Annotated in this window: 18 protein-coding genes; 17 read left to right on the top strand and 1 reads right to left on the bottom strand. The window is 53.3% G+C overall.

Going from position 1 to position 20,937, the window contains the following annotated elements:
* Positions 1–193: hypothetical protein (locus RSX24_RS28770; RefSeq protein ID WP_343262499.1), on the bottom strand; the 193-nt coding region annotated here is incomplete at its 3' end.
* A gap of 297 nt (positions 194–490) precedes the next feature.
* On the opposite strand from RSX24_RS28770, the gene RSX24_RS28765 reads away from it, so the two are divergent.
* The 17 genes from RSX24_RS28765 to RSX24_RS28685 all read left to right on the top strand — a co-directional run bounded on the left by RSX24_RS28765 (position 491) and on the right by RSX24_RS28685 (position 20,852).
* Positions 491–1,789 carry an ABC transporter substrate-binding protein gene (locus RSX24_RS28765; RefSeq protein WP_343262498.1) on the top strand — a complete coding sequence of 433 codons (1,299 nt, stop codon included), beginning with the start codon at positions 491–493 and terminating at the stop codon, positions 1,787–1,789.
* Positions 1,790–1,878: 89 nt separating this feature from the next.
* The gene (locus RSX24_RS28760) at positions 1,879–2,499 is read left to right on the top strand and encodes a TetR/AcrR family transcriptional regulator (protein WP_343262497.1); all 621 of its coding nucleotides are present in this window, start codon (positions 1,879–1,881) and stop codon (positions 2,497–2,499) included.
* A gap of 75 nt (positions 2,500–2,574) precedes the next feature.
* Positions 2,575–4,542: an alpha/beta fold hydrolase gene (locus RSX24_RS28755; RefSeq protein WP_343262496.1), complete on the top strand. Its 1,968-nt coding sequence runs from the start codon at positions 2,575–2,577 to the stop codon at positions 4,540–4,542.
* Positions 4,543–4,750: 208 nt separating this feature from the next.
* On the top strand, positions 4,751–5,701 hold the full coding sequence (locus tag RSX24_RS28750) for a DUF1177 domain-containing protein (RefSeq protein WP_343262495.1): 951 nt from the start codon (positions 4,751–4,753) through the stop codon (positions 5,699–5,701).
* A gap of 65 nt (positions 5,702–5,766) precedes the next feature.
* Entirely contained in the window at positions 5,767–6,435 is a 669-nt protein-coding gene (locus RSX24_RS28745) for an AroM family protein (protein ID WP_343262494.1), read from the top strand.
* A gap of 32 nt (positions 6,436–6,467) precedes the next feature.
* A complete protein-coding gene (locus RSX24_RS28740; protein ID WP_236417531.1) occupies positions 6,468–7,415 on the top strand; it encodes an aminopeptidase in 948 nt (315 codons plus the stop codon).
* A 232-nt stretch (positions 7,416–7,647) separates the two neighbouring features.
* Positions 7,648–8,298, top strand: coding sequence for an aspartate/glutamate racemase family protein (locus RSX24_RS28735; protein WP_343262493.1), 651 nt, complete (start codon positions 7,648–7,650; stop codon positions 8,296–8,298).
* Between the two features lie 374 nt (positions 8,299–8,672).
* Positions 8,673–10,214 (top strand): PucR family transcriptional regulator, encoded by a 1,542-nt coding sequence (locus RSX24_RS28730; protein ID WP_343262492.1) that lies wholly within the window; start codon positions 8,673–8,675, stop codon positions 10,212–10,214.
* A 309-nt stretch (positions 10,215–10,523) separates the two neighbouring features.
* The gene (locus tag RSX24_RS28725) at positions 10,524–11,534 is read left to right on the top strand and encodes an ABC transporter permease (protein WP_343262491.1); all 1,011 of its coding nucleotides are present in this window, start codon (positions 10,524–10,526) and stop codon (positions 11,532–11,534) included.
* 27 nt (positions 11,535–11,561) lie between these two features.
* Positions 11,562–12,464: an ABC transporter permease gene (locus RSX24_RS28720; RefSeq protein ID WP_236417525.1), complete on the top strand. Its 903-nt coding sequence runs from the start codon at positions 11,562–11,564 to the stop codon at positions 12,462–12,464.
* Positions 12,465–12,992: 528 nt separating this feature from the next.
* Positions 12,993–14,576 carry an ABC transporter substrate-binding protein gene (locus RSX24_RS28715; protein ID WP_343262490.1) on the top strand — a complete coding sequence of 528 codons (1,584 nt, stop codon included), beginning with the start codon at positions 12,993–12,995 and terminating at the stop codon, positions 14,574–14,576.
* A gap of 108 nt (positions 14,577–14,684) precedes the next feature.
* Entirely contained in the window at positions 14,685–16,007 is a 1,323-nt protein-coding gene (locus RSX24_RS28710; protein ID WP_343262489.1) for a M20 family metallopeptidase, read from the top strand.
* A gap of 54 nt (positions 16,008–16,061) precedes the next feature.
* Positions 16,062–17,042 (top strand): ABC transporter ATP-binding protein, encoded by a 981-nt coding sequence (locus RSX24_RS28705; protein ID WP_236417519.1) that lies wholly within the window; start codon positions 16,062–16,064, stop codon positions 17,040–17,042.
* Positions 17,039–18,001 carry an ABC transporter ATP-binding protein gene (locus RSX24_RS28700; RefSeq protein ID WP_339275865.1) on the top strand — a complete coding sequence of 321 codons (963 nt, stop codon included), beginning with the start codon at positions 17,039–17,041 and terminating at the stop codon, positions 17,999–18,001. The genes RSX24_RS28705 and RSX24_RS28700 overlap by 4 nt, the downstream gene beginning before the upstream one ends.
* Positions 18,002–18,518: 517 nt before the next feature.
* The gene (locus RSX24_RS28695; protein WP_343262488.1) at positions 18,519–19,220 is read left to right on the top strand and encodes a dihydroorotate dehydrogenase electron transfer subunit; all 702 of its coding nucleotides are present in this window, start codon (positions 18,519–18,521) and stop codon (positions 19,218–19,220) included.
* On the top strand, positions 19,201–20,133 hold the full coding sequence (locus tag RSX24_RS28690) for a dihydroorotate dehydrogenase (RefSeq protein ID WP_343262487.1): 933 nt from the start codon (positions 19,201–19,203) through the stop codon (positions 20,131–20,133). The genes RSX24_RS28695 and RSX24_RS28690 overlap by 20 nt, the downstream gene beginning before the upstream one ends.
* A 287-nt stretch (positions 20,134–20,420) precedes the next feature.
* On the top strand, positions 20,421–20,852 hold the full coding sequence (locus RSX24_RS28685; RefSeq protein WP_236417511.1) for a chemotaxis protein CheW: 432 nt from the start codon (positions 20,421–20,423) through the stop codon (positions 20,850–20,852).
* The last annotated feature ends 85 nt before the right edge of the window (positions 20,853–20,937 follow it).

Genomic DNA, 20,937 nt, shown 5'->3' with positions numbered 1-20,937 from the left:
GAAAGAAGCAAAGAGGGACCGTGCTGTGAGGAGAAGGAGCACGGTCCCGGAAAAAACAGATCAAGGTAGGTGCGAGTGTGGTCGCTCCGGGAGCAGCTGCACTTCCGATCGCTGTTGCTCCCCGGTGGCCTGAATGAGTAGGGCAAGGAAGCCACCGGGTATCAAAGGCGACCGCTGCGCTTCTCCAGTGCATTCAGCTCCCTCCGCTTTCGACTCGCACGGAAAGAAGCAAAGAGGGACCGTGCTGTGAGGAGAAGGAGCACGGTCCCGGAAAAAACAGATCAAGGTAGGTGCGAGTCCGGTCGCTCCGGGAGCAGCTGCACTTCCGATCGCTGTTGCCCTTCGGCGGCGCTGGATAAAGTGATAGCTGAGGAAGCCGCCGAATGTCAAAGGCGACCGATGCGCTTCTCCAGTGCATCCAGCTCCCTCCGCTTTCGACTCGCACGGAAAGAAGCTGCCCGTCCAAAATCATTCAAGGGAGAGAATGCTCATGAAAAAAATGACGAAGTTAGCGCTGCTCATGATGGTTGCTTTTGCGGTGGTACTCGCCGGTTGCGGCAATGGCGACAAAAGCGGAAGCCCTACAAGCAATCCGGGCGGCGGAGAAACGCCTGCTGCGCCCGGGGACAAGGTCATCAAAATCTTTCAATACAAGGTCGAAATTGCGGAAGCGCTCAACCGGCTCAAAGCGGAATACGAAGCTTCCCATCCAGGCATCAAGCTGGACATTCAAACCGTCGGCGGCGGCAGCGATTACGGCGCGGCACTGAAGGCGAAGTTCGCGGCTGGCGAACAGCCCGACATTTTCAACGTGGGCGGTTATCGTGAGCTGGATACGTGGCTTGAATATCTGGAGGACTTGTCCGGCGAGTCTTGGGCCAAGGATGCGCTTGAGGTAGCCAAGGAGCCGATGACCAAAGACGGCAAGCTGTATGGCCAGCCGCTGGCATTAGAAGGGTATGGTTTCATTTATAACAAGGACCTGTTCGCGAAAGCAGGCATCACTGAGATTCCAACGACGCTGGAAGCGCTGGAGCAAGCTGCACAGAAGCTGCAGGATGCAGGCATTACGCCGTTCTCTAACGGATATCAGGAGTGGTGGGTGCTGGGCAACCATAACGTCAATGTGGCTTTTGCCAATCAAACCGATCCGGTTAAATTCATTCAAGGTCTGAACGACGGCACCGAGAAAATCCCGGGCAACCAGGTGTTTGCCGATTGGATGAACATGCTCGATCTTACGCTCAAATACAGCAACAAAAACCCGCTGACCACCGACTACAATACTCAAGTAACCTTGTTCGCAACCGGTGAAGCGGCGATGATGCAGCAAGGGAACTGGACGCAGGTGCAGATTGACGGCATCAATCCCGACCTGAACCTTGGCATCCTGCCGATGCCGATCACCAATGAACCGAATGATAAACTGTTCGTCGGCGTGCCAAACTTCTGGGTTGTGAACAAGAACTCCCAAGTGAAGGCGGAAGCGAAAGAGTTTCTGGAATGGCTCGTTACGTCGGATGTCGGTAAAAAATATATGACGGAGGAATTCAAATTCATCCCGGCCTTCAGCTCCATCCAGGCGTCCGAAGAGGAGCTGGGCGATCTGGCAGCCGAGATCATGAAATACAGCCAGGAAAACAAAACGCTGAGCTGGAACTTCAACCGCTTCCCTGAAGGCGTGCCGCAGGAATTCGGAAGCACGATTCAGGCCTACGTTGCGGGCAAATCGGATAAAAACGACTTGCTCGAAGCACTGCAGCAGAACTGGGACAGCCTTAAAAAGTAACTTGTGATACGTCATGAAACGTCCATTTGAATCAGCCGGGAGTCATATCCCGGTTGATTTTCTATTTATAGTACTGTATAGTTCTAAATATGAAAAATGATAACACAACCACTCGGTCGAAAAAAGGGGCCGGCTCCAACCCGAACAATCGGGCGAAGGCCATCGAGGTGGCCTCACAACTGTTTCTGAGCCAGGGATACAGCTATGTCAGCATGGATGAAGTCGTGAAGGCCAGCGGCGTATCGAAGTCCAACATTTATTATCATTTCAAAAACAAGGAGGAACTGCTGCTCGCCGTCGTGCAATTTTGGATTGCCCGTTACGAGTCGGACGTGTATTTACTGCTCAGCCAACGTGAGCGTTCCGTGGAGGAACGCGTAACTATGTTTATTGCATCCCTTTCCTCCGGCATGGAGCAGCGTGATTATGCATGGGGTTGTCCGTTCGTCACGCTGTATATGCAGACGCCGCCGGACGCGCCGGAAGTGAAAGAGACGATATCGCGTTTTTTGCGCGAGCTTCAGCCGTTGGTGGAAAAGCTGTTGCGACAAGGAATTGAGCAGGGGGAGTTCCGGGCCAATATCGATCCGCAATCTGCGGCTTCCTTGTTCGTGACGGCACTGGAGGGCTCGCTTGTGCTGGCAGAAACTTCGCGGGACGTTTCCATCCTGGAACGGTCTGCACGCACATTTTGCCAAATGCTTCGGTAATCGAAGCACTTTTTTTACACATGATTAGTACTATTTAGTACTAATTAAACACTATGCATTGATGGAGGTACAATAATGATTACTGCAAATATAGATAAGGAAAGTGCGGGTAATACAACCATTTTCATGACAGGCAGCACGGGATTCATCGGCAAAGAAGTGGTAAAAAAGTTCATGAACGGCACGGCGAATCTGTTACTGTTGGTTCGTTCCGAATCGAGAGCAAGAAAAGCGATGCGGAATCACGGGATCGGAGTGGACGAGAGAATCCGATTCGTAGAGGGCGACCTGTCCCGGCCGGGTCTTGGGCTTAATGGCGAAGACAGGAAGCGGGTTATGGAAGCCGACGTCATTATTCACTCGGGCGGCACGATGGACGTTACCTTGGAACGGAAGGAGGCTGAACGTATTTTCATGAACGGGGCCAAGGAGATCGCGGTGCTGGCGGAGGATATTCATAAGACGCGGGGACTGCGGCATTTTATTCATGTTGTAGGTTACATGAGTCCCTACGGAGATGACGATAATTCGTCGTTACCGACTAATCGAAAGAAGCGGGCAGCGGACAATCCGGGGAAATGGAAAAGATGGCTCAATACCATGCTTCACACCGAGAGTGCCTACGAGCATATGAAATTTGAAGCGGACCGCTACATTCGCGAGCATGCCAAGCAATGCTCTTATCCTCTATCGGTGGTCAACCCGAGCACGGTCGTGGGGCCTTTTCCGACAGGAATTACAGAGCAGCTCGGGGGATTCGGCCTGCTCGTCCAAGCGACGAGAACCCGGAAAATGCCCGTTGTCCCTGGAGGTTCGCATCATTGGCTGCCGCTGGTATCCAATGATGTGGTGGCTGCAGCGATTGTCTTTCTTGCTGGCGAGTCGGATCCGACGGGAGGAACATTTCCGTTGTTGTCGCGTAAGGAGGTTGGCCCGGACATGAAAGATCTGATCGGCATGTTAGCGTCTGAACTGGACGTTTCCACCCCTCGCGGAGTCGTCCCGCTGCCGTTAATCCACGTTCTGATGAAAGCGGGCGGAAGTCGAATTAGCGGCATACCACCGGAATCTCTAGCGTTCATCACGACGCGTGAGTTCGAGGTTGAGCAGACGGAACGGCTTTTTGCATGCATGGGCCGAGCAATGCCTGATATTTCGGCAATGCTTCCCGATGTCGTGGCTGATTTGGATTATCGGATAAGCTATCCCTCGAAAGAAACAAACCTGCCCACAGGCTGGACGCGAACGCGGAAAGGGGAATTGGCGGTGTTGTCTCATGAGGGGGAAGGGGACCCGTGGATTATCGTTCATGGCTTGATGAGCGATGCAGATGATATGCTGCCCTTGGGGCAGGAGATTTGGAGCCGAACGGGAAACCCGGTGTGGCTGATCGATCTGGCAGGGTTCGGCCGATCTGCGAGACGAAGGCAAGCGTCGGAAACAAGCAATGCGTTCAGCAGACAGGTGGCAGCACTCCACCGCGTGCTAGCCGAAGTAAACGGGCCGATGACGCTGGTCGGCCATTCGGTTGGTGCGGCCATCGCCTCAGAAGCAATGCGGGAGAGCGGGCGCCTGGATATCGACCTGGCCTTGCTGCAGCCGGTCTGGGGGGCCCCGAAGGACAAGCTTCAGCGTTTTGCATCTAGATTGCCGCGCAGAATGTTACATCGTGAACTTTCCAGGATGAGCGCGCAGCGCATGATTCGTCAGTTGCAGCGGACGAATTCGGCAGATGCGGAACAGGCTGTGCTTGAAAGTTATGCCGCAAGAGCCGCGGCAGGGCTGAAATCTCCGCGGATTGCGGGAGCGAATGCGGATTTGCTGCAATGGATTTCAAGGCCTGATCGTGAAGTGGCGATCACGGCGGAGAAGGCGTCCACAACGATACTTGTCTGGGGATTAGAGGATACTGGATACGAACCACCTTCAGGCATTCATACCGATGTACAACGTGCCGATGTTCCTCATGGTCATCAGTTTCCCATATTTCAAGCAGCTAAAACGGCTACCTTACTGGTGGAATGGCAGGATGGGCGCCGATGAATTGAAACGTGTCGCCATTGAACCAAGTGTGAGTATTTGTGACACAATAGGGTAGAACTAATTTAGGTTAAGCGCTATATTTTCGTTTTTTTATTCTTATCGCACAATAAACCAACGATCATTTTGGCAAAGCGGCACATTGTGACCGGCTTCTCGGCTGCGTTAGACTTGATCACAAGATATAACAGCTTAGAGAGGATGTGTAGCGATGCCACTTCAAAAAACATTGTTGGCACTTGAAGCGCTCGACAGCGCTTACGTTAACGGGGAGTCGGTGAAACAGCTGTTTGGCGCTTATCCACGCGTAACGGTCGACGTTATGACGGTGCAGGGAGAAAAGGGCAGCACCGACTTTGTGAAAGTGGTTGTGCCTGGTAGCGAAGGTAAACGATCTGGCGGACAAGCTCCGACGATGGGCATTGTGGGCCGTCTCGGCGGAATCGGTGCGCGCCCAAGCCGCATCGGTCTTGTTTCCGACGCCGACGGAGCAGTAGCTGCTATTGCAGCGGCATTAAAGCTGGCGGATATGCAAACGAAGGGAGATACGCTGAAAGGCGACGTGATCGTCACGACGCACATTTGCCCGGATGCCCCGACATTGCCGCATGAGCCGGTTGATTTCATGGATTCCCCTGTGGATATCTTGCAAATGAACGAACACGAGGTTTTGCCGGAAATGGAAGTGATCCTGTCCATCGACACAACGAAGGGCAACCGCGTTATCAACCACAAAGGCATCGCCATTTCGCCGACGGTGAAAGAAGGGTACATTTTGCGCGTCAGCGAGGACTTGCTGCGCATTATGGAAATGACAACAGGACAACTTCCCGTGACATTCCCGGTGACGATGCAGGACATTACGCCTTATGGCAATGATCTGTACCATATCAACTCCATTTTGCAGCCGGCAGTAGCTACTCATGCTCCGGTTGTGGGCGTGGCTGTAACAGCCCAGTCGGCTGTGCCAGGTTGCGGAACCGGTGCGAGCCATGAGGTGGATATTGCCAGCGCCGTACGTTTTGCAGTTGAAACGGCCAAGGAGTTTACTGCTGGTATCTGTTCGTTTTATAACGAGTCGGAATATGATCGTATCCTCGGATTGTACGGGTCGATGAGAGTGCTTCAAACCGCAGGTGCGCAGACCACTCCGGCCGTTTGATAACATGAATTTCCCGGCCTGCGAATTTGGGAGACGGGTGAATTGTTTTCGAAGGAGTTGATGACATGAAGCAATTGGGCATGATCACCATTGGCCAAGCTCCGCGGACGGACGTCGCGCCCTTGATCGAAAAATATTTGGAAGGCAGAGCGGAACTCGTGCAAAGCGGCGTGCTGGACGGTCTGACCGCGAAGCAAATTGCCGAGCTCGCCCCTGAACCCGGGGATTACGTGCTGACGTCCCGGTTAAAGGACGGCAGCGCTGCCGTGGTGGCTAGAGAGAAAATCCGGCCGCTTCTCGATGGAAAAATACGCGAACTGGAGACGCTCGGCATTCGAACAATCCTGTTGCTGTGCACAGGCTCCTTCCCTGGGTTGCACGCCAACCGCTCCCATCTGATCGAGCCGGACCGGATCATTCCCCCAGCGGTGCAGGCGCTGGCAGATGGCCGCAGGCTGGGATTGATTGGCCCGCTGCCCGAACAAGCGGGACAGCTGGATTTGAAGTTTTCCACCCTTGTTCAACCTGCCTTTGCTGCCGCTTCGCCGTACACGTCGGGCGAAGCGGAATTTCGCCAAGCTGTGGAAACGCTGAAGGGGAGAGTGGAACTGATCTTGCTTGACTGCATGGGATATGACGAACGCCATCGCGAATGGGTAAGTAAGGCAGCCGCAGGAATCCCGGTCATTTTGTCGAATGCTCTAATGGGCAAACTCGTCTCGGAGACCGTCTGAGCCGGTAGTTTGACATAGGAGGAGGCAATACAATGAATCAACAACAGATCGAAGTGAGTAAAAATGTACTGGTCCAGTGCCTGGGACTCCGTCCCGGAGAGACGCTGGCCGTTGTGGCTGATGACGCAAAGCGGGAGCTTGCGGAATCCATCTATGAAGCAGGCAAGGAACTCGGAGCAGAAGCGATGCTCCTGGTTATGAAGGAGCGCAGCAGATCCGGCGAGGAACCTCCGGCACCGATCGCCGAGGCGATGGCGCGTGCCGATGTGGCCGTGTGTGTAACGCGCCATTCGGTAACGCACACTCAGGCACGCAAAAATGCGGCGGCTGCCGGCACGCGGGTTGCAACCATGCCAGGTATGACGGAAGACATGTTCCTGAACGGGGCGATTACGGCGGAATATACCCAGGTCAAAGCGCTGACTGAAAGGGTAACGGACATGCTGACAGCGGGCAAAGAAGTCCGGATCGAGAAGGAGGGCAGATCCTTGTCGTTCTCGATTCATGGTCGGAATGGCGTGCCGAGCACAGGGATGTACCTGAATCCTGGAGAATCGGGCAATTTACCTTCGGGCGAAGCTTACATCGCGCCGGTTGAAGGCCAGGGAGAGGGACGGATCATTGTGGACGGTTCGATCGCGGGTATCGGAGCATTACCTGAACCGATTGAGTTGACCATCGAGGGAGGACGCTTGATCGCGGCAACAGGCGAAAACGGCGAAAAGCTGCTTTCCGTTTTGGGAGATGGCGACGGCCGTTATCTTGGTGAATTCGGAATTGGAACCAACAATAAAGCGAGAATTACCGGTGTTGTGCTGGAGGACGAAAAAGTATATGGCACCATTCATATTGCATTTGGCAGCAACAATACGTTTGGTGGAACCGTAGCTGCCGGCGTTCATATTGATGCCGTTGTGCAGAAGCCTGATGTATATATTGATGATGTCCTAATTATGCGTCAAGGGGAGTTGCAGTCTTAGGCTCGTGCTGGTGCTGGTGCAAGTTGGCGCATCAATTCGATCCAGCAAATCCAGGGATATCCACAACATGTCCAGGGATGTTGACAGCAATCGCGATTTACGTCAGCTTTACAAACAAGTACACAATATATACACAGGATATCCACAGTTATACACAGGCTGGTATAGGTTTATAAACAAGATACCGCTACTATATCCACAAGTTATGCACAAATTGGGGAGGAATATGTGAATGCTGGGTATCATTCGAGTAATTACGCTGCAAAATGATGAAGATATTCACAAACATGGGTCTTTGATCGAAGCGAAATATGGCCTTCCCGTGCTTAGCCGCTGTATTCCGGAGCAGTCTCTTGGCGTGTATGATGAGGAAACCGAAGCTGAGTCTGTTCCCAAGATCCTCAGTCTGGCGATCGAGCTCGAAAGGCTGGGGTGTTCGGCTATTGGCATTAGTTGCGCGGCTGACCCGGCACTTGCCGAGACTAGGAAAGTGGTTCGTATTCCTGTGTATGGTGCAGGGTCCTGCGCTGCACATCTTGCATTAACGTCTTCCAACCGGGTTGGTGTTCTGACCATTCTGGAAGAAGTACCAACACGCATCCGTTCTATTTTGGGAGATGCATACATTGGCATGGATCGCCCGGAAGGCGTCGTGACTACCGTGGATCTGAATACGCCTTCGGGAAAGCGTGCAGCTCTTGATGCAGGAATGCGCCTGCGCGAACGCGGGGCTGATTCGATCGTACTGGCATGCACAGGGTTCGCCACCATGGGCTTTGCCTCGATTGCTGAACAGGAATTGGGCATCAGGGTGCTTGATCCGATTCTGTCGCTGGGGGCGGCAGTTTCCGCATCGTGTTCGGATGCATCGGTACAGACATGAAGAGGTTTGAGATGGAGATATCCACAATGGAACAAATATAGATTTAGGCTGATTCGATTAGGAGATAGCGTTGACCTATGCGGGGATTGATCCTCGTCCGTCAACGCTGTTTTTTAATGCTCTAAAGTGAGGTGGCCTATTATTATTCCGAGTAAAAGTGTCGCACGGGAAAAATTATTTTCAATGTTTGATAATGCGTATAACAACGTGAAAATCATTATGATTTTCATTGAAACTGTGTTCTTATATTTCATATAACATATATTCCCTTTTTGTTTGCATCATGAGTCTGGTACACTTACATGAAAATTTGAGGTATAAGTAATAAAAGTTAACATCAAAAGGTGTCCATTCCGGATCAGGGGGCGATTGACTTGAGAACAACAGGGGTTACTTTGCGGGAATTACTCCACATATCGATTCTGGGGAAAGCAAAAATCATCAGCGGCAGTCAAGGATTGGATCGGGTTGTAAGGTTTGTGGACATTATGGAGGTGCCTGATTTAAAGGGATGGCTGAGAGAGGGTGTTCTGTTGCTGACGACGGCTTATTCCATCCGGCATGATCCAGCTATCTTGGGCGAATTGGTTCATACGATGAACGAGGCAGGTGCCGCAGCGCTAGCCATCAAACCGGCCCGATTTCTTAAAGAAATCCCGGCAGAGGCCATAGAGGCAAGCAATGCGTGTGGCCTGCCCATCATCGAAATTCCGCCGGAAATTCCCTATATGGACATTACTCAACCTGTGATGGAGCTGGTTCTCGATCGGCAAGCGGCGCTGCTCCGGCGCTCGGAAGAAGTATACCGGACGCTGACCACAATGGTGCTGGAGAACAGCGGCATTCAAGCGGTTGGTGACAATATTGCTGACCTGCTGCAGGCCCCTGTTGAGGTGTTGGACAATGCCGGGCGGACGATCGTATCATCTCCTCCGGATCATGATTGGCAGAAATCGGACGAATCGCTGCTTGCTTGGGAAATTAACGTGGATCGGCGCCGAGTTGCTCGGTTGCTGGTGGACAAGCAGGCGCTGGATGACATGGAACAAGTGGTGATCGAACAGGCGAGGCTTGTCCTGTCTCTGGAGTTGATGCGGAATAAGGTTGCCGAAGACACCGAACTGCGTCTCAGGGGTAATTTTATCGACGAGCTGATGACTCCGCCTATGCTGTCGAGGCATGAAGCGGAAACGAGAGGGCGCAAGTTGGGTATGAATCCCGGGCATATCTGGGAAGTGGCTGTCATCGAAGGAGAAGCGGAACCGGACGAGGAGTTGTTGGCCACCCTGTTGGATCGCGAAGCGCGGCGACGGGGTGTTGCGCCGCATATCGAGTTTCGCTCGAACCGTGCCGTGTTGTTTCTGCCGACGCCTGAGTATATGCAGCATGGGCGCGATGAAGAGGGAGATGCGACCTGGAGCGAGACGATTACAAGCTGGATGGAAGACACGTCCCACCGGCTCGGGACTTTCCGGGCAGGGATCGGCAGCAGGGTGTATCTATGGAACATGCATCAAAGTTATGGCGAAGCACGAAATGCATTAAGGGTCTCGGAGAAACTATGCACGTCCACTACAACGCGGTTTGAAGACGTCGAGGCGTATCATCTGCTTGGCGAAACGACGGCATCGGCCCCCGGTTATGAGGCGTTATTCGAGCGAAAGTTGGGCAAGTTGCGTCAATATGATGAGGAACATGGCGGCGACATGCTCCGCACCTTGTTCTACTATTTGGAGAGTCGCGGCAGTCTGATGGAGACGGCAAGCAGGCTCTACATCCATCGGAATTCGGTCAAATATCGGTTGGAACGCATCAGGGACATTGTCGGATTTGACCTGAATCACCCTCGTGAGCAATTCGTGTGCCACCTGTGTCTCGTATACCACTATCTCCGGCAAGGACAGGAGGAACGGTGAACAACCTGTAACTGGATGATATGGAAAATGTATATGTAGAGCGAGGCTGCCTGTGAAAAGGGTGCAAGATGGTCATTAGATTAATTGGTGTTATTAAATATGACATAAAGCGATGATATTAGTGCACAGCCGACAAACGGTTGTGCATTTTTTTAGCTGAATTGGACGTAGTTCGACCCTCTGAATCTATGTAAAATAAGCACAATTACTAAAGAAGAGACGATAATGGCGGGAATCTTGACATGACATTGTCTGCTCGACACAACATGACAGCAAAGTGAGGACAACAGAGGTAAAGGGGTTGATCGATTGTTAGCTTATACGGTCCGAAGGTTGCTGCAGATGATCCCGGCACTGCTGGGCATCGTAGTCATTACGTTTATTCTGTCCAGGGTGCTGCCCGGGGACCCCGCGCTCGTGATGGCCGGGGAACAAGCGACCGATGACGTCATTAACCGGATTCGGCAAGACATGGGGCTGGACCAACCGTTATTCGTACAGTTTTTTACTTATGTATGGCAGCTGCTTCAGGGCGATCTGGGCTTCGCCTATCACACGGGCCATACGGTAGCGAGCGATTTCGCCTCGCGCTTCCCGGCAACGATTGAGCTGACGCTGGCCAGCATCGTGATCGCCATTTGCGTCGCCATTCCGGTGGGCATTATAGCGGCTACGAAAAAGGAATCCTTCATCGATCACATTTCCAGAGTATTTTCGTTGATTGGTGCTTGTGTACCGATTTTTTGGCTGGGTCTGCTGTTCATCTACATTTTCTACTCGATTCTCGGTTGGGCACCTGCACCGATGGGCCGCATCAGCGGCGACCTGAATCCGCCGACCCATACTACCGGGATGTACGTACTGGATAGCCTGCTCAGTGGTGACATCGTTGCATTGAAAAGCAGCTTGGCCCATTTGTTGCTTCCGGCGATTTGCCTGAGCACGGGCACGATGGCCATCGTGGCCCGCATGACCCGTTCAAGCATGCTGGAAGTCGTCGGGCAGGATTACGTACGGACTGCGAGAGCAAAGGGGCTCAGCGAGGCTTCCGTCGTGGGCAGGCACTCCTTGATCAATGCCCTGATTCCGACGTTGACGGTGCTTGGCCTTCAATTTGGCGGATTGATGGGCGGAGCGGTCATTACAGAAACGATTTTTTCCTGGCCCGGGCTAGGCGGTTACGTCACAGACTCGATTCTGGCTGCGGATTACGCGCCGATTCAAGCTTTTACACTCGTCAGTGCGATCCTGTTCTGTTGCATCAATCTGATCGTTGATCTGGTCTACGGCCTGATTGATCCGCGAATTCGTTATGAATAAAGATGCCGTGAAAGGAGGATACCCGCTGTGAATACTGCTGCGCCAACAACACTGGGAAGTTCAAAGCCGGTACAAGAAGCCGCTGCCAAACCCAAAACCTTTCTGCGGCTGCTGCTGCGCAATCGGCTTGCGGTCGTAGGCCTGACCTTTATCGTCATGTGGACGGTGATTGCGGCTGTCGCCCCTTGGATCGCGCCATATGATCCTTACGCAACAAACACTGCGGTTAAGCTGCAGTCCCCTTCCGGCGAGCATTGGTTCGGAACGGACAATTACGGCCGCGATATTCTGAGCCGCGTGCTCCATGGAGCACGCATCAGCATATGGACGGGCCTGATCGCCGTCGGCATTTCGTTTCTGATCGGCGTTCCGCTCGGCGGAATCGCTGCCTATTATGGCGGTCGGATGGGGAACATCATTATGCGGCTGATGGATGTACTGCTGGCGTTCCCCTCCTTGGTCCTGTCGATGGCGATTGCAGCATCCATGGGTAACGGTTTGACCAGCGCAATGATCGCCGTCGGCGTTGTCGGCATTCCCGAGTTCGCCAGACTGATGTATGGGCAGACGGTATCGCTGCGCGAGAAGGAATACGTCGAAGCCAGCCGGGCCATCGGGGTGAAGGATCGGACGATCCTGTTCCGCCACATTTTGCCCAACGCGCTTGCGCCCTTGCTTGTGCAGGCCACACTCGGGATGGGTTTCGCGATTTTGACCGCATCAAGCCTCAGTTTCCTGGGGCTCGGCGTCAAGCCGCCAACGGCCGAGTGGGGCGCGATGATCTCGGAAGGCCGCGAATACATTATTTCCGGTCAATGGTGGCTGGTGACTTTCCCGGGTCTCTCCATTGCAACTTCGATTTTAGGCTTCAATTTGCTGGGAGACGGATTTAGGGATGTATTGGACCCAAGGTTGCGTTCGGGCAGATAGAGGGGATTTATCGCGGGTTCGCAACATGCTGCTTGCTTGGACCTGCTTGAAGTCCCTGAACCTTGCTCGTTGAATATGAATTTCAAGACGTGGATTGTACCGGTTGATATGCATGTTGGAGACTTGCGCTTGGAAGTGGTGATATGAAGAAGGAAGCTGCTCGTCCGACTCATCATCCTTCAAAGTCCATCATTGATCTTATGCCACTAGCGCATTGAAGCAGATACATCCCCTCTCTTCCCTATCCTAGGGTGTGCTGTTTCATTGGGGGAGTGACAATAATCAAACGAGAGTCTTCGAGGCATACATCCGGAACCACGGCTGGGGCTCTGCGAGGATGGAGCGGGGAGGTGTATAACCTCTTACTCTATTTAAGCACCGCAACAACGCTTCACAGTTTTAAACATAAAGGCGTAGAGAGAATTCAACCTGCTGTAATGCAGCCAGGATTGGGATGCGGGCGTGACCCGCGAATCCGGCCTGGCTGCAGTCCAATCAAGAGATGGTCCAAATGGGGAGGATACAGACATGAACAAACGCAAATGGTTTTCTGCAATGATTGCCCTTACCGTCGTGCTCAGCGGCTGTGCCAGCAATGCGAACCAGCAACCGGCAGCAACGGGCACGGGAGAGACAACAAAACCCGCACCAACCTTGACAGTGGCTTATTCAGAGGGCGGAACAACGATGGATCCGGCAGAAGCCAACGATTTAACCTCGGATACGCTGGTACTCGCTACTTATGATCAGTTGGTCACTTACGGGGTGAAAACGGTCGATGGCGGAGAAGTGGCCGATACCGAGAACATCCAGCCGATGTTGGCGGAGAGCTGGGACGTGTCTGACGACAACGCGACGTACACATTCAAGCTCAAAAGCGGCGTGACGTTCCAAAGCGGAAATCCGGTGAACGCGGATGCGGTCGTATATTCATTTGAACGGGTGAAAAATTCAAGCTCGGGCAGCTTTCTGTACGGCATGGCCGATATCAAAAGCGTGACCAAGATCGACGATTCGACCGTCGAAATCGCGCTGAACAAGCCAAACCACATGTTTACCCAAATCATTGCCATGTACACCTTCTCCATCGTGGACCAAAAGCTGGTCGAGGAGAAAGGTGATGAATATCTCAAGACCAATGCGGCCGGTTCCGGACCATTCTCCCTCGAAAAGTGGGATCCGGCGAGCGAGGCCGTATTCCAAGCCAACAACGATTACTGGCAGGGAGCGCCTCAGCTGGGCAAAGTCACGCTGAAATTCACGAAAGAAGCGTCCAACCGGGTACTGCTGCTGAACAAGGGCGACGTGGATATGGCGATTGAAATTCCTCCCAAAGACGTAACGGCCTTGCAGGAAAACAGCGATCTAACGATTGCCTCCAATGCGAGTAACCGAATTCTGTTCTTTGCAATGAATAACAATGTAAAGCCGTTCGACAACGAAAAGGTGCGGCAGGCCATCTCATACGCCATTCCTTATGACCAACTGATCAATGACGTCATGTATGGACAAGCCAAAACGATGAAGAGTGCAGTGGCGAGCAATACGCCGGGATACACGGATGCGGGTTACGTCTACGAATACAATCTCGACAAATCCAAACAATTGCTGGCCGAAGCCGGATATGCAGACGGATTCAGTTTTGACTTCACGCTGGGCTCGGGCTTTGACGATTGGGAATACGACGCCGTATTGATTCAGGCCGAGCTTGCCAAAATCGGCGTCACGATGAACATCAACAAGGTGGCGCGTGCGCAGTTCCTTGAACAGCAAAAAGAAGGCAACCTGGTATCTTATATTTCCAAATGGACCTCCTTTGTCAATGATCCTGGTTACCATCTCGGCTTCCTGCTCTATGGCGAAGGTTCCTCCAACTATATTCACTACAACAATGCGGAAGTGAACAAGCTGTGGGAGGAAGCCGGTGCCGAGCCGGATGCGGATAAACGTAACGAACTGTACGGAAAGGCGCAGGAAATCATTACAACGGAAGCGCCTTGGGCGTACTTGTACGAGTACAATCGCGTCGTGGGCATGAACAACAAGATCAGCGGATACGTGTATTACCCGGATGAAGTGCTGCGCTTCTATCCGCTTAGCAAAGGCGAATAAGAAGGCAGCGAAAGCGGACGGGAGACAGGCGGACAGCCTGTCTTCCGACCATTTGCCGCATGTCCTTGCTTGCATAACCATATCGGAAATACGGAGAGGAGCCTGACCATGATGGATTGGAAAAAGAAAGTGCTGGATGCGATCGAGGAAAATCAGGACGAGCTGCTTGAGCTGTGCTCCAAGCTCATTCAGTTCCCGACCGAAAACCCGCCGGGAGATTCCCGGGAAATTAGCGCGTTTATCATCGAATACCTGCATCAGGCCGGGATCGGCACCAAGGTGCACGCAGCAACGGAAACGATGCTGAACCTGGTCTCCACGCTGAAGGGCACAGGCGAAGGGGATGAAGGAAAACATCTGATCTTCTGTGGTCACACGGACGTTGTTCCTGCGGGCGATTTATCCCGTTGGGATTTCGATCCGTTCTGCGGCGAAATTCGGGACGGGTACATGCTTGGACGCGGAGCTTCTGACATGAAAGGCGGGCTGGCCGGCCTGATATTCGCCACAGCAATCCTGGCCAAGCTGGGCGTACCGCTTCGCGGTGATCTGTCGCTCATGATCGTGCCGGACGAGGAGACCGGCGGGGATCTGGGGGTGCCTTGGGTACTGGAACGCGGGCTTGCCACCGGAACGGCGGCTGTCATTGCCGAACCGTCCAGTCCACAGCATCCGACGATCGGACAGAAGGGCAGCTGCTGGTTCGAATTTACGGTGGAAGGCACGCCAGGCCATGGCAGCTTGTCTCCGGTCGTGGGCGAGAACGCCATCGTAAAGGCGGCGAAAGGCATCGAGGCGCTGCAGCGGTTGTGGGATATCAAACCAAACATCCCGGAAGAAGTGAAAGAGATCATCGGCATTTCGCAGCATTATGCGAAGGAACGAGAGCAGGCGGGGCTGGCTTATCAGGTATTCGATCACGTGACGGTGAACATCGGAACCATTACGGGCGGTACCAAAGTCAACGTGGTGGCTGATCGCTGCACGGTGCAAGTGGATTCGCGGGTACCGTTCGGCGTTGATTACCGTGACGTTCTGGACCGGGCTCGCTCCCTGTTGCTCGAAGCAGGCATCGAATCGGAGCTGAAGCCGTTCGGTTTTCAAGGAAACGCCAACTGGACTCCACCGCATGAACCGATCGTAAGCCAACTGGTCGAGAGCATTGAAGAGGTGAGTGGCGAAGAAGCATACGGCGTGCTGCAATGGGCTTCGAGCGATGCGCGTCATTTCCGCAACCACAACATTCCTGTACTGCAATACGGCCCTGCCGAGTTGTCGACCATCCATAATTTCAACGAAAAGGCGCCGGTATGGCAAATTATCCAGTGTGCCAAGGTGTACGCGCTTAGTGCGCTCAAATATCTCGGCGTCGAAGGCATGCAAGATTCGGATCGGTCCGTATCTGCAGCCTCGAAAGTTTCTTCGTCATAAATCGTATCTTCGTCATCATTAAGCATTTCATCATCGAATTGGGAGGGGAATAACATGACTGCACTGCTCGAAGTGGCGGATCTGCGAACGGAATTCATCACGGACCGAGGAGTTATTCGCGCCGTGGACGGGGTGAGCTTGTCTGTGCGTCAGGGAGAGACGCTGGGCATTGTCGGCGAATCAGGCTGCGGCAAAAGCATTACCTCGTTGTCGATCATGCAGCTTCTGCCCAAACGCATCGGCCGCGTCGCTTCCGGCGAGGTTCGCTTTCAGGGCAAGGACATGCTTAAACTGTCCGGTCGGGAAATCCGGAAGATCCGGGGTAACCGGATGGCGATGATTTTTCAGGAACCGATGACCTCGCTGAATCCAGTGTTCAAGATTGGCAAGCAAATATCGGAGTCGGCGCGGTATCACCTGAAACTGGGCAAAAGAGAAGCCTGGGAACGCTCGGTCGACATGCTGCGCAAAGTGGGGATTCCCCGTCCCGAGAAAATCGCGGACCAATATCCGCATCAGTTGTCTGGCGGCATGCGCCAGCGGGTCATGATTGCCATGGCCATGGTGTGCAATCCGCAATTGCTGATCGCCGATGAACCGACCACGGCACTCGACGTGACGATTCAGGCACAGATCCTCGATCTGATGCGCGAACTGCAACAGACCGAGAACATGGCGATTGTAATGATCACCCATGACCTTGGTGTCGTAGCCGAAATGTGCGACCGAGTCATGGTGATGTATGCGGGACAAGTGGTCGAAGAGACCGATGTCAAGACGTTGTTCTCCGATCCGAAGCATCCGTACACCCGCGGGCTTCTGGCTTCGTTGCCGCAGCTCGCCGGCGATCAGGACAGGCTTTCTTCTATCCCGGGGCAGGTTCCGAATCCGGCACAGATGCCTGCAGGCTGCCGTTTCGCTCCGCGTTGCCCGGTGAGGGAAGAGCGGTGTGAACGGGTACAGCCCGAATTGCTGGAAACCGTACCCGGACACCGCTGCCGTTGTTTGCTTCAACAGGAAGGGGGATTGCAATGAGCGCCATTTTGGAAGTTCGCGATCTGAAAAAGCATTATCCGATCCGTAAAGGTTTGTTATCGAAACAGGTCGGCGCGGTAAAAGCCGTGGACGGCGTAACCTTGACTGTGGAACGTGGCGAGACGCTTGCTGTGGTGGGTGAATCGGGCTGCGGCAAATCAACGACGGGACGTGCCATTCTGCGTTTGATCGAACCGACGGACGGCGAGGTGTTCTTCGAAGGAAAGGACGTGCGCAAGCTGGCACCGGAGCAATTGCGGCGTTTCCGCACCGATATGCAGATGGTGTTCCAGGACCCGTATGCATCGCTTGATCCGCGTTGGACCGTGCAGCGTACGCTGGAGGAGCCATTGCTGACCCATCACAAGCTGGGAAAAAACGAACTGAAAACCCGGATCGAAGAGCTGATGGAAGTCGTCGGGTTATCTCCATATCAAGCCCATCGGTTTCCGCACGAATTCTCGGGCGGGCAAAGGCAGCGGATTGGCATTGCGCGCGCGCTGGCGCTCAATCCGAAGTTCATCGTATGCGACGAGCCTGTGTCGGCGCTGGACGTATCCATACAGGCCCAGGTATTGAACCTCATGCAAGACCTGCAGGAACAGTTCGGCCTGACCTATATGTTCATCTCGCATGACTTGTCCGTCGTTAAATTCATCAGCGACCGCGTGGCGGTCATGTACCTTGGCAAAGTCGTTGAGCTTGCGCCTACGGCAGAGCTGTTCTCCGAGGCGCTCCATCCCTATACCAAAGCGTTGATGTCTGCCGTCCCTGTTCCTGATCCCGAAGCAAAAAAAGACCGCATCGTACTGGGCGGCGACGTGCCCAATCCTGAGAATCCGCCAACTGGCTGCACGTTTCATCCCCGTTGTCCTTATGTCAAAGAAGAATGCCGCTCTGCGATTCCGGAGCTGCGGGAGATTTCCCCGGGCCGTCAGGTGGCGTGCCATTTGTATTAGCAAGGAAAACCGTTCGCGTTATGCGCTGGACGGTTTTTTGGTTATTGATCGTATCGGTTTTTTTTATGTTCTGGAGGCTGAGGCGATGTAAAAGAAGAAGAAGGGGCTTTTAGCCTAGTTTCTTATAATATGTCGATGATAACTTAGAGAACAAATGCACAGGTTATGCACATGATTTAAATACATATGCACATATATCAACAGGTTTATTCACAGGTTGTGGGTAATTGTGCACAAGTTATTCACAATCCGGGGTTATTGATACAAAAATATAGTGTTTTTCCGAGTGATATGGGGACAAGCAGAGTGAATTTGAGTGTTATCCACAGAAAAATGAGAAGTTGCCGTTGTCCCATGAGAGAAAAATAATGGACCCGCCTTTGGACCTGGTTGTAGCAAGAGATGTCGAATGATGTAAGGAACGTATTGGATCGGTGAACGGTGTTCACTTATGAGGAACGTCACGTAAACTTGGCCGGTTATGCGATATAGTGGGTGGTTAATGGGGAGGGATGGTATGGCGAAGTTGATTTCCAATGATGCGATTGTTCCGGATGTTCATGTTATGAAGGTAGAAGGGAGCTTCGAGGGCAGGATGGGGCAGTTTTATATGCTGCGCGGCCGGCACGGTTTCCCGCTGCTTGCGAGGCCGATCAGCATATATGATATCGCGAAGGAGCACATTTCCTTTTTGTATCGGGTGGTTGGCGAAGGGACGCGCATATTTGCCCGGATGCAGCCAGGGGAGGAATTGGACCTGGAGGGACCGTTCGGCAACGGTTTTCCGCAAGTGGACGGAAGCTTGGCGCTGATCGGCGGGGGAATGGGAACCGCTCCGCTGCTGCTTGCCGCCAAACGATATCCGGATGCCCACGTGTATCTGGGATTCGCGGAGCAAGCTTTCGGCGTTGAAGCATTCGAGGCAGCATCGTTGTCCGTTGCCGTTCAAATCGGGGGAAGTATCATCGAACGGGTTGATCCGGCACATTATGCGAACATGTTTGCCTGTGGACCGGCCCCGATGCTAGGGGCGCTTGCCCGCAAAACGGCGAATACGCCGGCAAGGCTGTATATTTCCGTTGAACAGCATATGGCATGCGGGATCGGTGCCTGTCTCGGATGCACGATCCATACTGCCGCGGGCAACCGCAGAGTATGCAAGGAAGGTCCGGTTTTTCCAATCGGGGAGGTGGGACTGCATGAGTTCTTTGGCATGTAACATTGCAGGGGTAGCTATGAAAAACCCGGTGATGATGGCATCGGGTACGTTTGGCTTTGGAAGAGAGTATGAGAGGTTCTACCCTCTGGACGTTTTGGGAGGCATCGTCGGCAAAGGGCTGACCTCGCATCCCAAGCCGGGCAATTCGGGCCTGCGGATTCATGAGACGGCTTCCGGCATGCTCAACAGCGTAGGGTTGGAGAATCCCGGCGTATCCGCATTTTTGGAGCATGAATTGGATGAGATGATCCGCTGGAACACGGCGGTGATTGCCAATGTGGGTGGTTCCGATCCGGAGGAGTACGTTCGGGCCGTCACGATGATATCGGAAAACACGAAGGAGCGCGGCGCGACAGGACGCAGAGGCGTGGACATGCTGGAGCTGAACATCTCTTGCCCCAACGTCAAAGAGGGAGGCATGCAGTTCGGCATTCAGACCGAGACGGCCCGGGATGTCGTCCGCCAAGTCCGGAATGCGACGTCCCTTCCGCTGATGGTCAAGCTGTCGCCCCAAGCCGAAAATATCGCGCGGATGGCAGCCATGTGCGAGGAAGAGGGCGCCGATGCGGTTTCGTTGATCAATACGTTTTCGGCGATGAAAATCGATGTGCGCAGACGCCGAAGCGTCTTTGCGAATACTTATGCAGGGCTATCGGGGCCGGCCATTAAACCGATTGCCCTCCGCATGGTTCATCAGGTGGCGCGGGCCGTATCGATTCCCGTGATCGGCATGGGAGGCATCCGGTCCGCCGAGGATATCATCGAATTCGTCATGGCAGGCGCAAACGCGGTCCAGGTGGGAACGCATAATTTTGTTCGTTTGCGTGCAGGGGCGGAACTGGTGCGGGAGCTTGAGCAGTGGATGCTGCAGGAAAAGGTGTGCGATTTGGAGGAAATCCGGGGGATTGTCTAAATTATGGAATGCCAGAGGCGGATTCTGCCGAATGTTGACGAGGGCATGCGATTTGCAATTGGTTTAGAAGCATGCTGACTCGTGAGGGACTTGACCATAGGCCCTTGTACAAAACGGCGCCAAAAACCGACAATTCAGTCTTGATTTTGAGAACGGGTATGGTAGACTTCACCTTAACAGTGACTGCTATATAATAAAGAAAGCGTTCGGGGTTTTGGACGCAAAGCCGTTAAGGCCAGAAGTATTACGCTACATAATTACGAAATCCGAAAGGGTATGGACAACTTATGAATGATGAAATTCAGTATATCCATTTCTCCGTGGGAGAACAGGTCTGCGCGCTGCCGATTCACCAAGTGCATGAGGTCATCAAAATGGTCCCGATCACCTCAAGCCCGTTCAACACCGGCGCGGTAAAAGGGTTTGCAACGCTGTACGGCAAAGTGGTCTCCGTGGTCAGCTTGCGTGCATTGCTGGGCATTCCCGAAGATGAAACCACGTCTTCGAACCGCATCATCGTTGTCCCTTATCAAGGAGCAAACGTGCCGCTTATCGTGGATTCCGTGGATTCCATCGTTTCCTACAAAGAGATTGTGGAGCCGTCGGAGAAGTACAATCGCTACATGAAGGGAGCGTTTAAGGGAATCGCGCACGCGGAGGATCATGAAGCGGGCATTCTCGATTTGGACGTTATTCTGGGCGACCTGCCGAACGCATAACCTGCCGAACGCATAGAGGGAATTTTCAAAAATCAGACCGCATACCACATATGAACCTAGCGATGCTCCTCTCCCGACCGGGAAG

The sequence above is a fragment of the Paenibacillus hubeiensis genome (assembly GCF_032334105.1).
Lineage (GTDB): Bacteria > Bacillota > Bacilli > Paenibacillales > Paenibacillaceae > Paenibacillus > Paenibacillus hubeiensis.
This window is presented reverse-complemented; position numbering and strand designations above follow the sequence as displayed.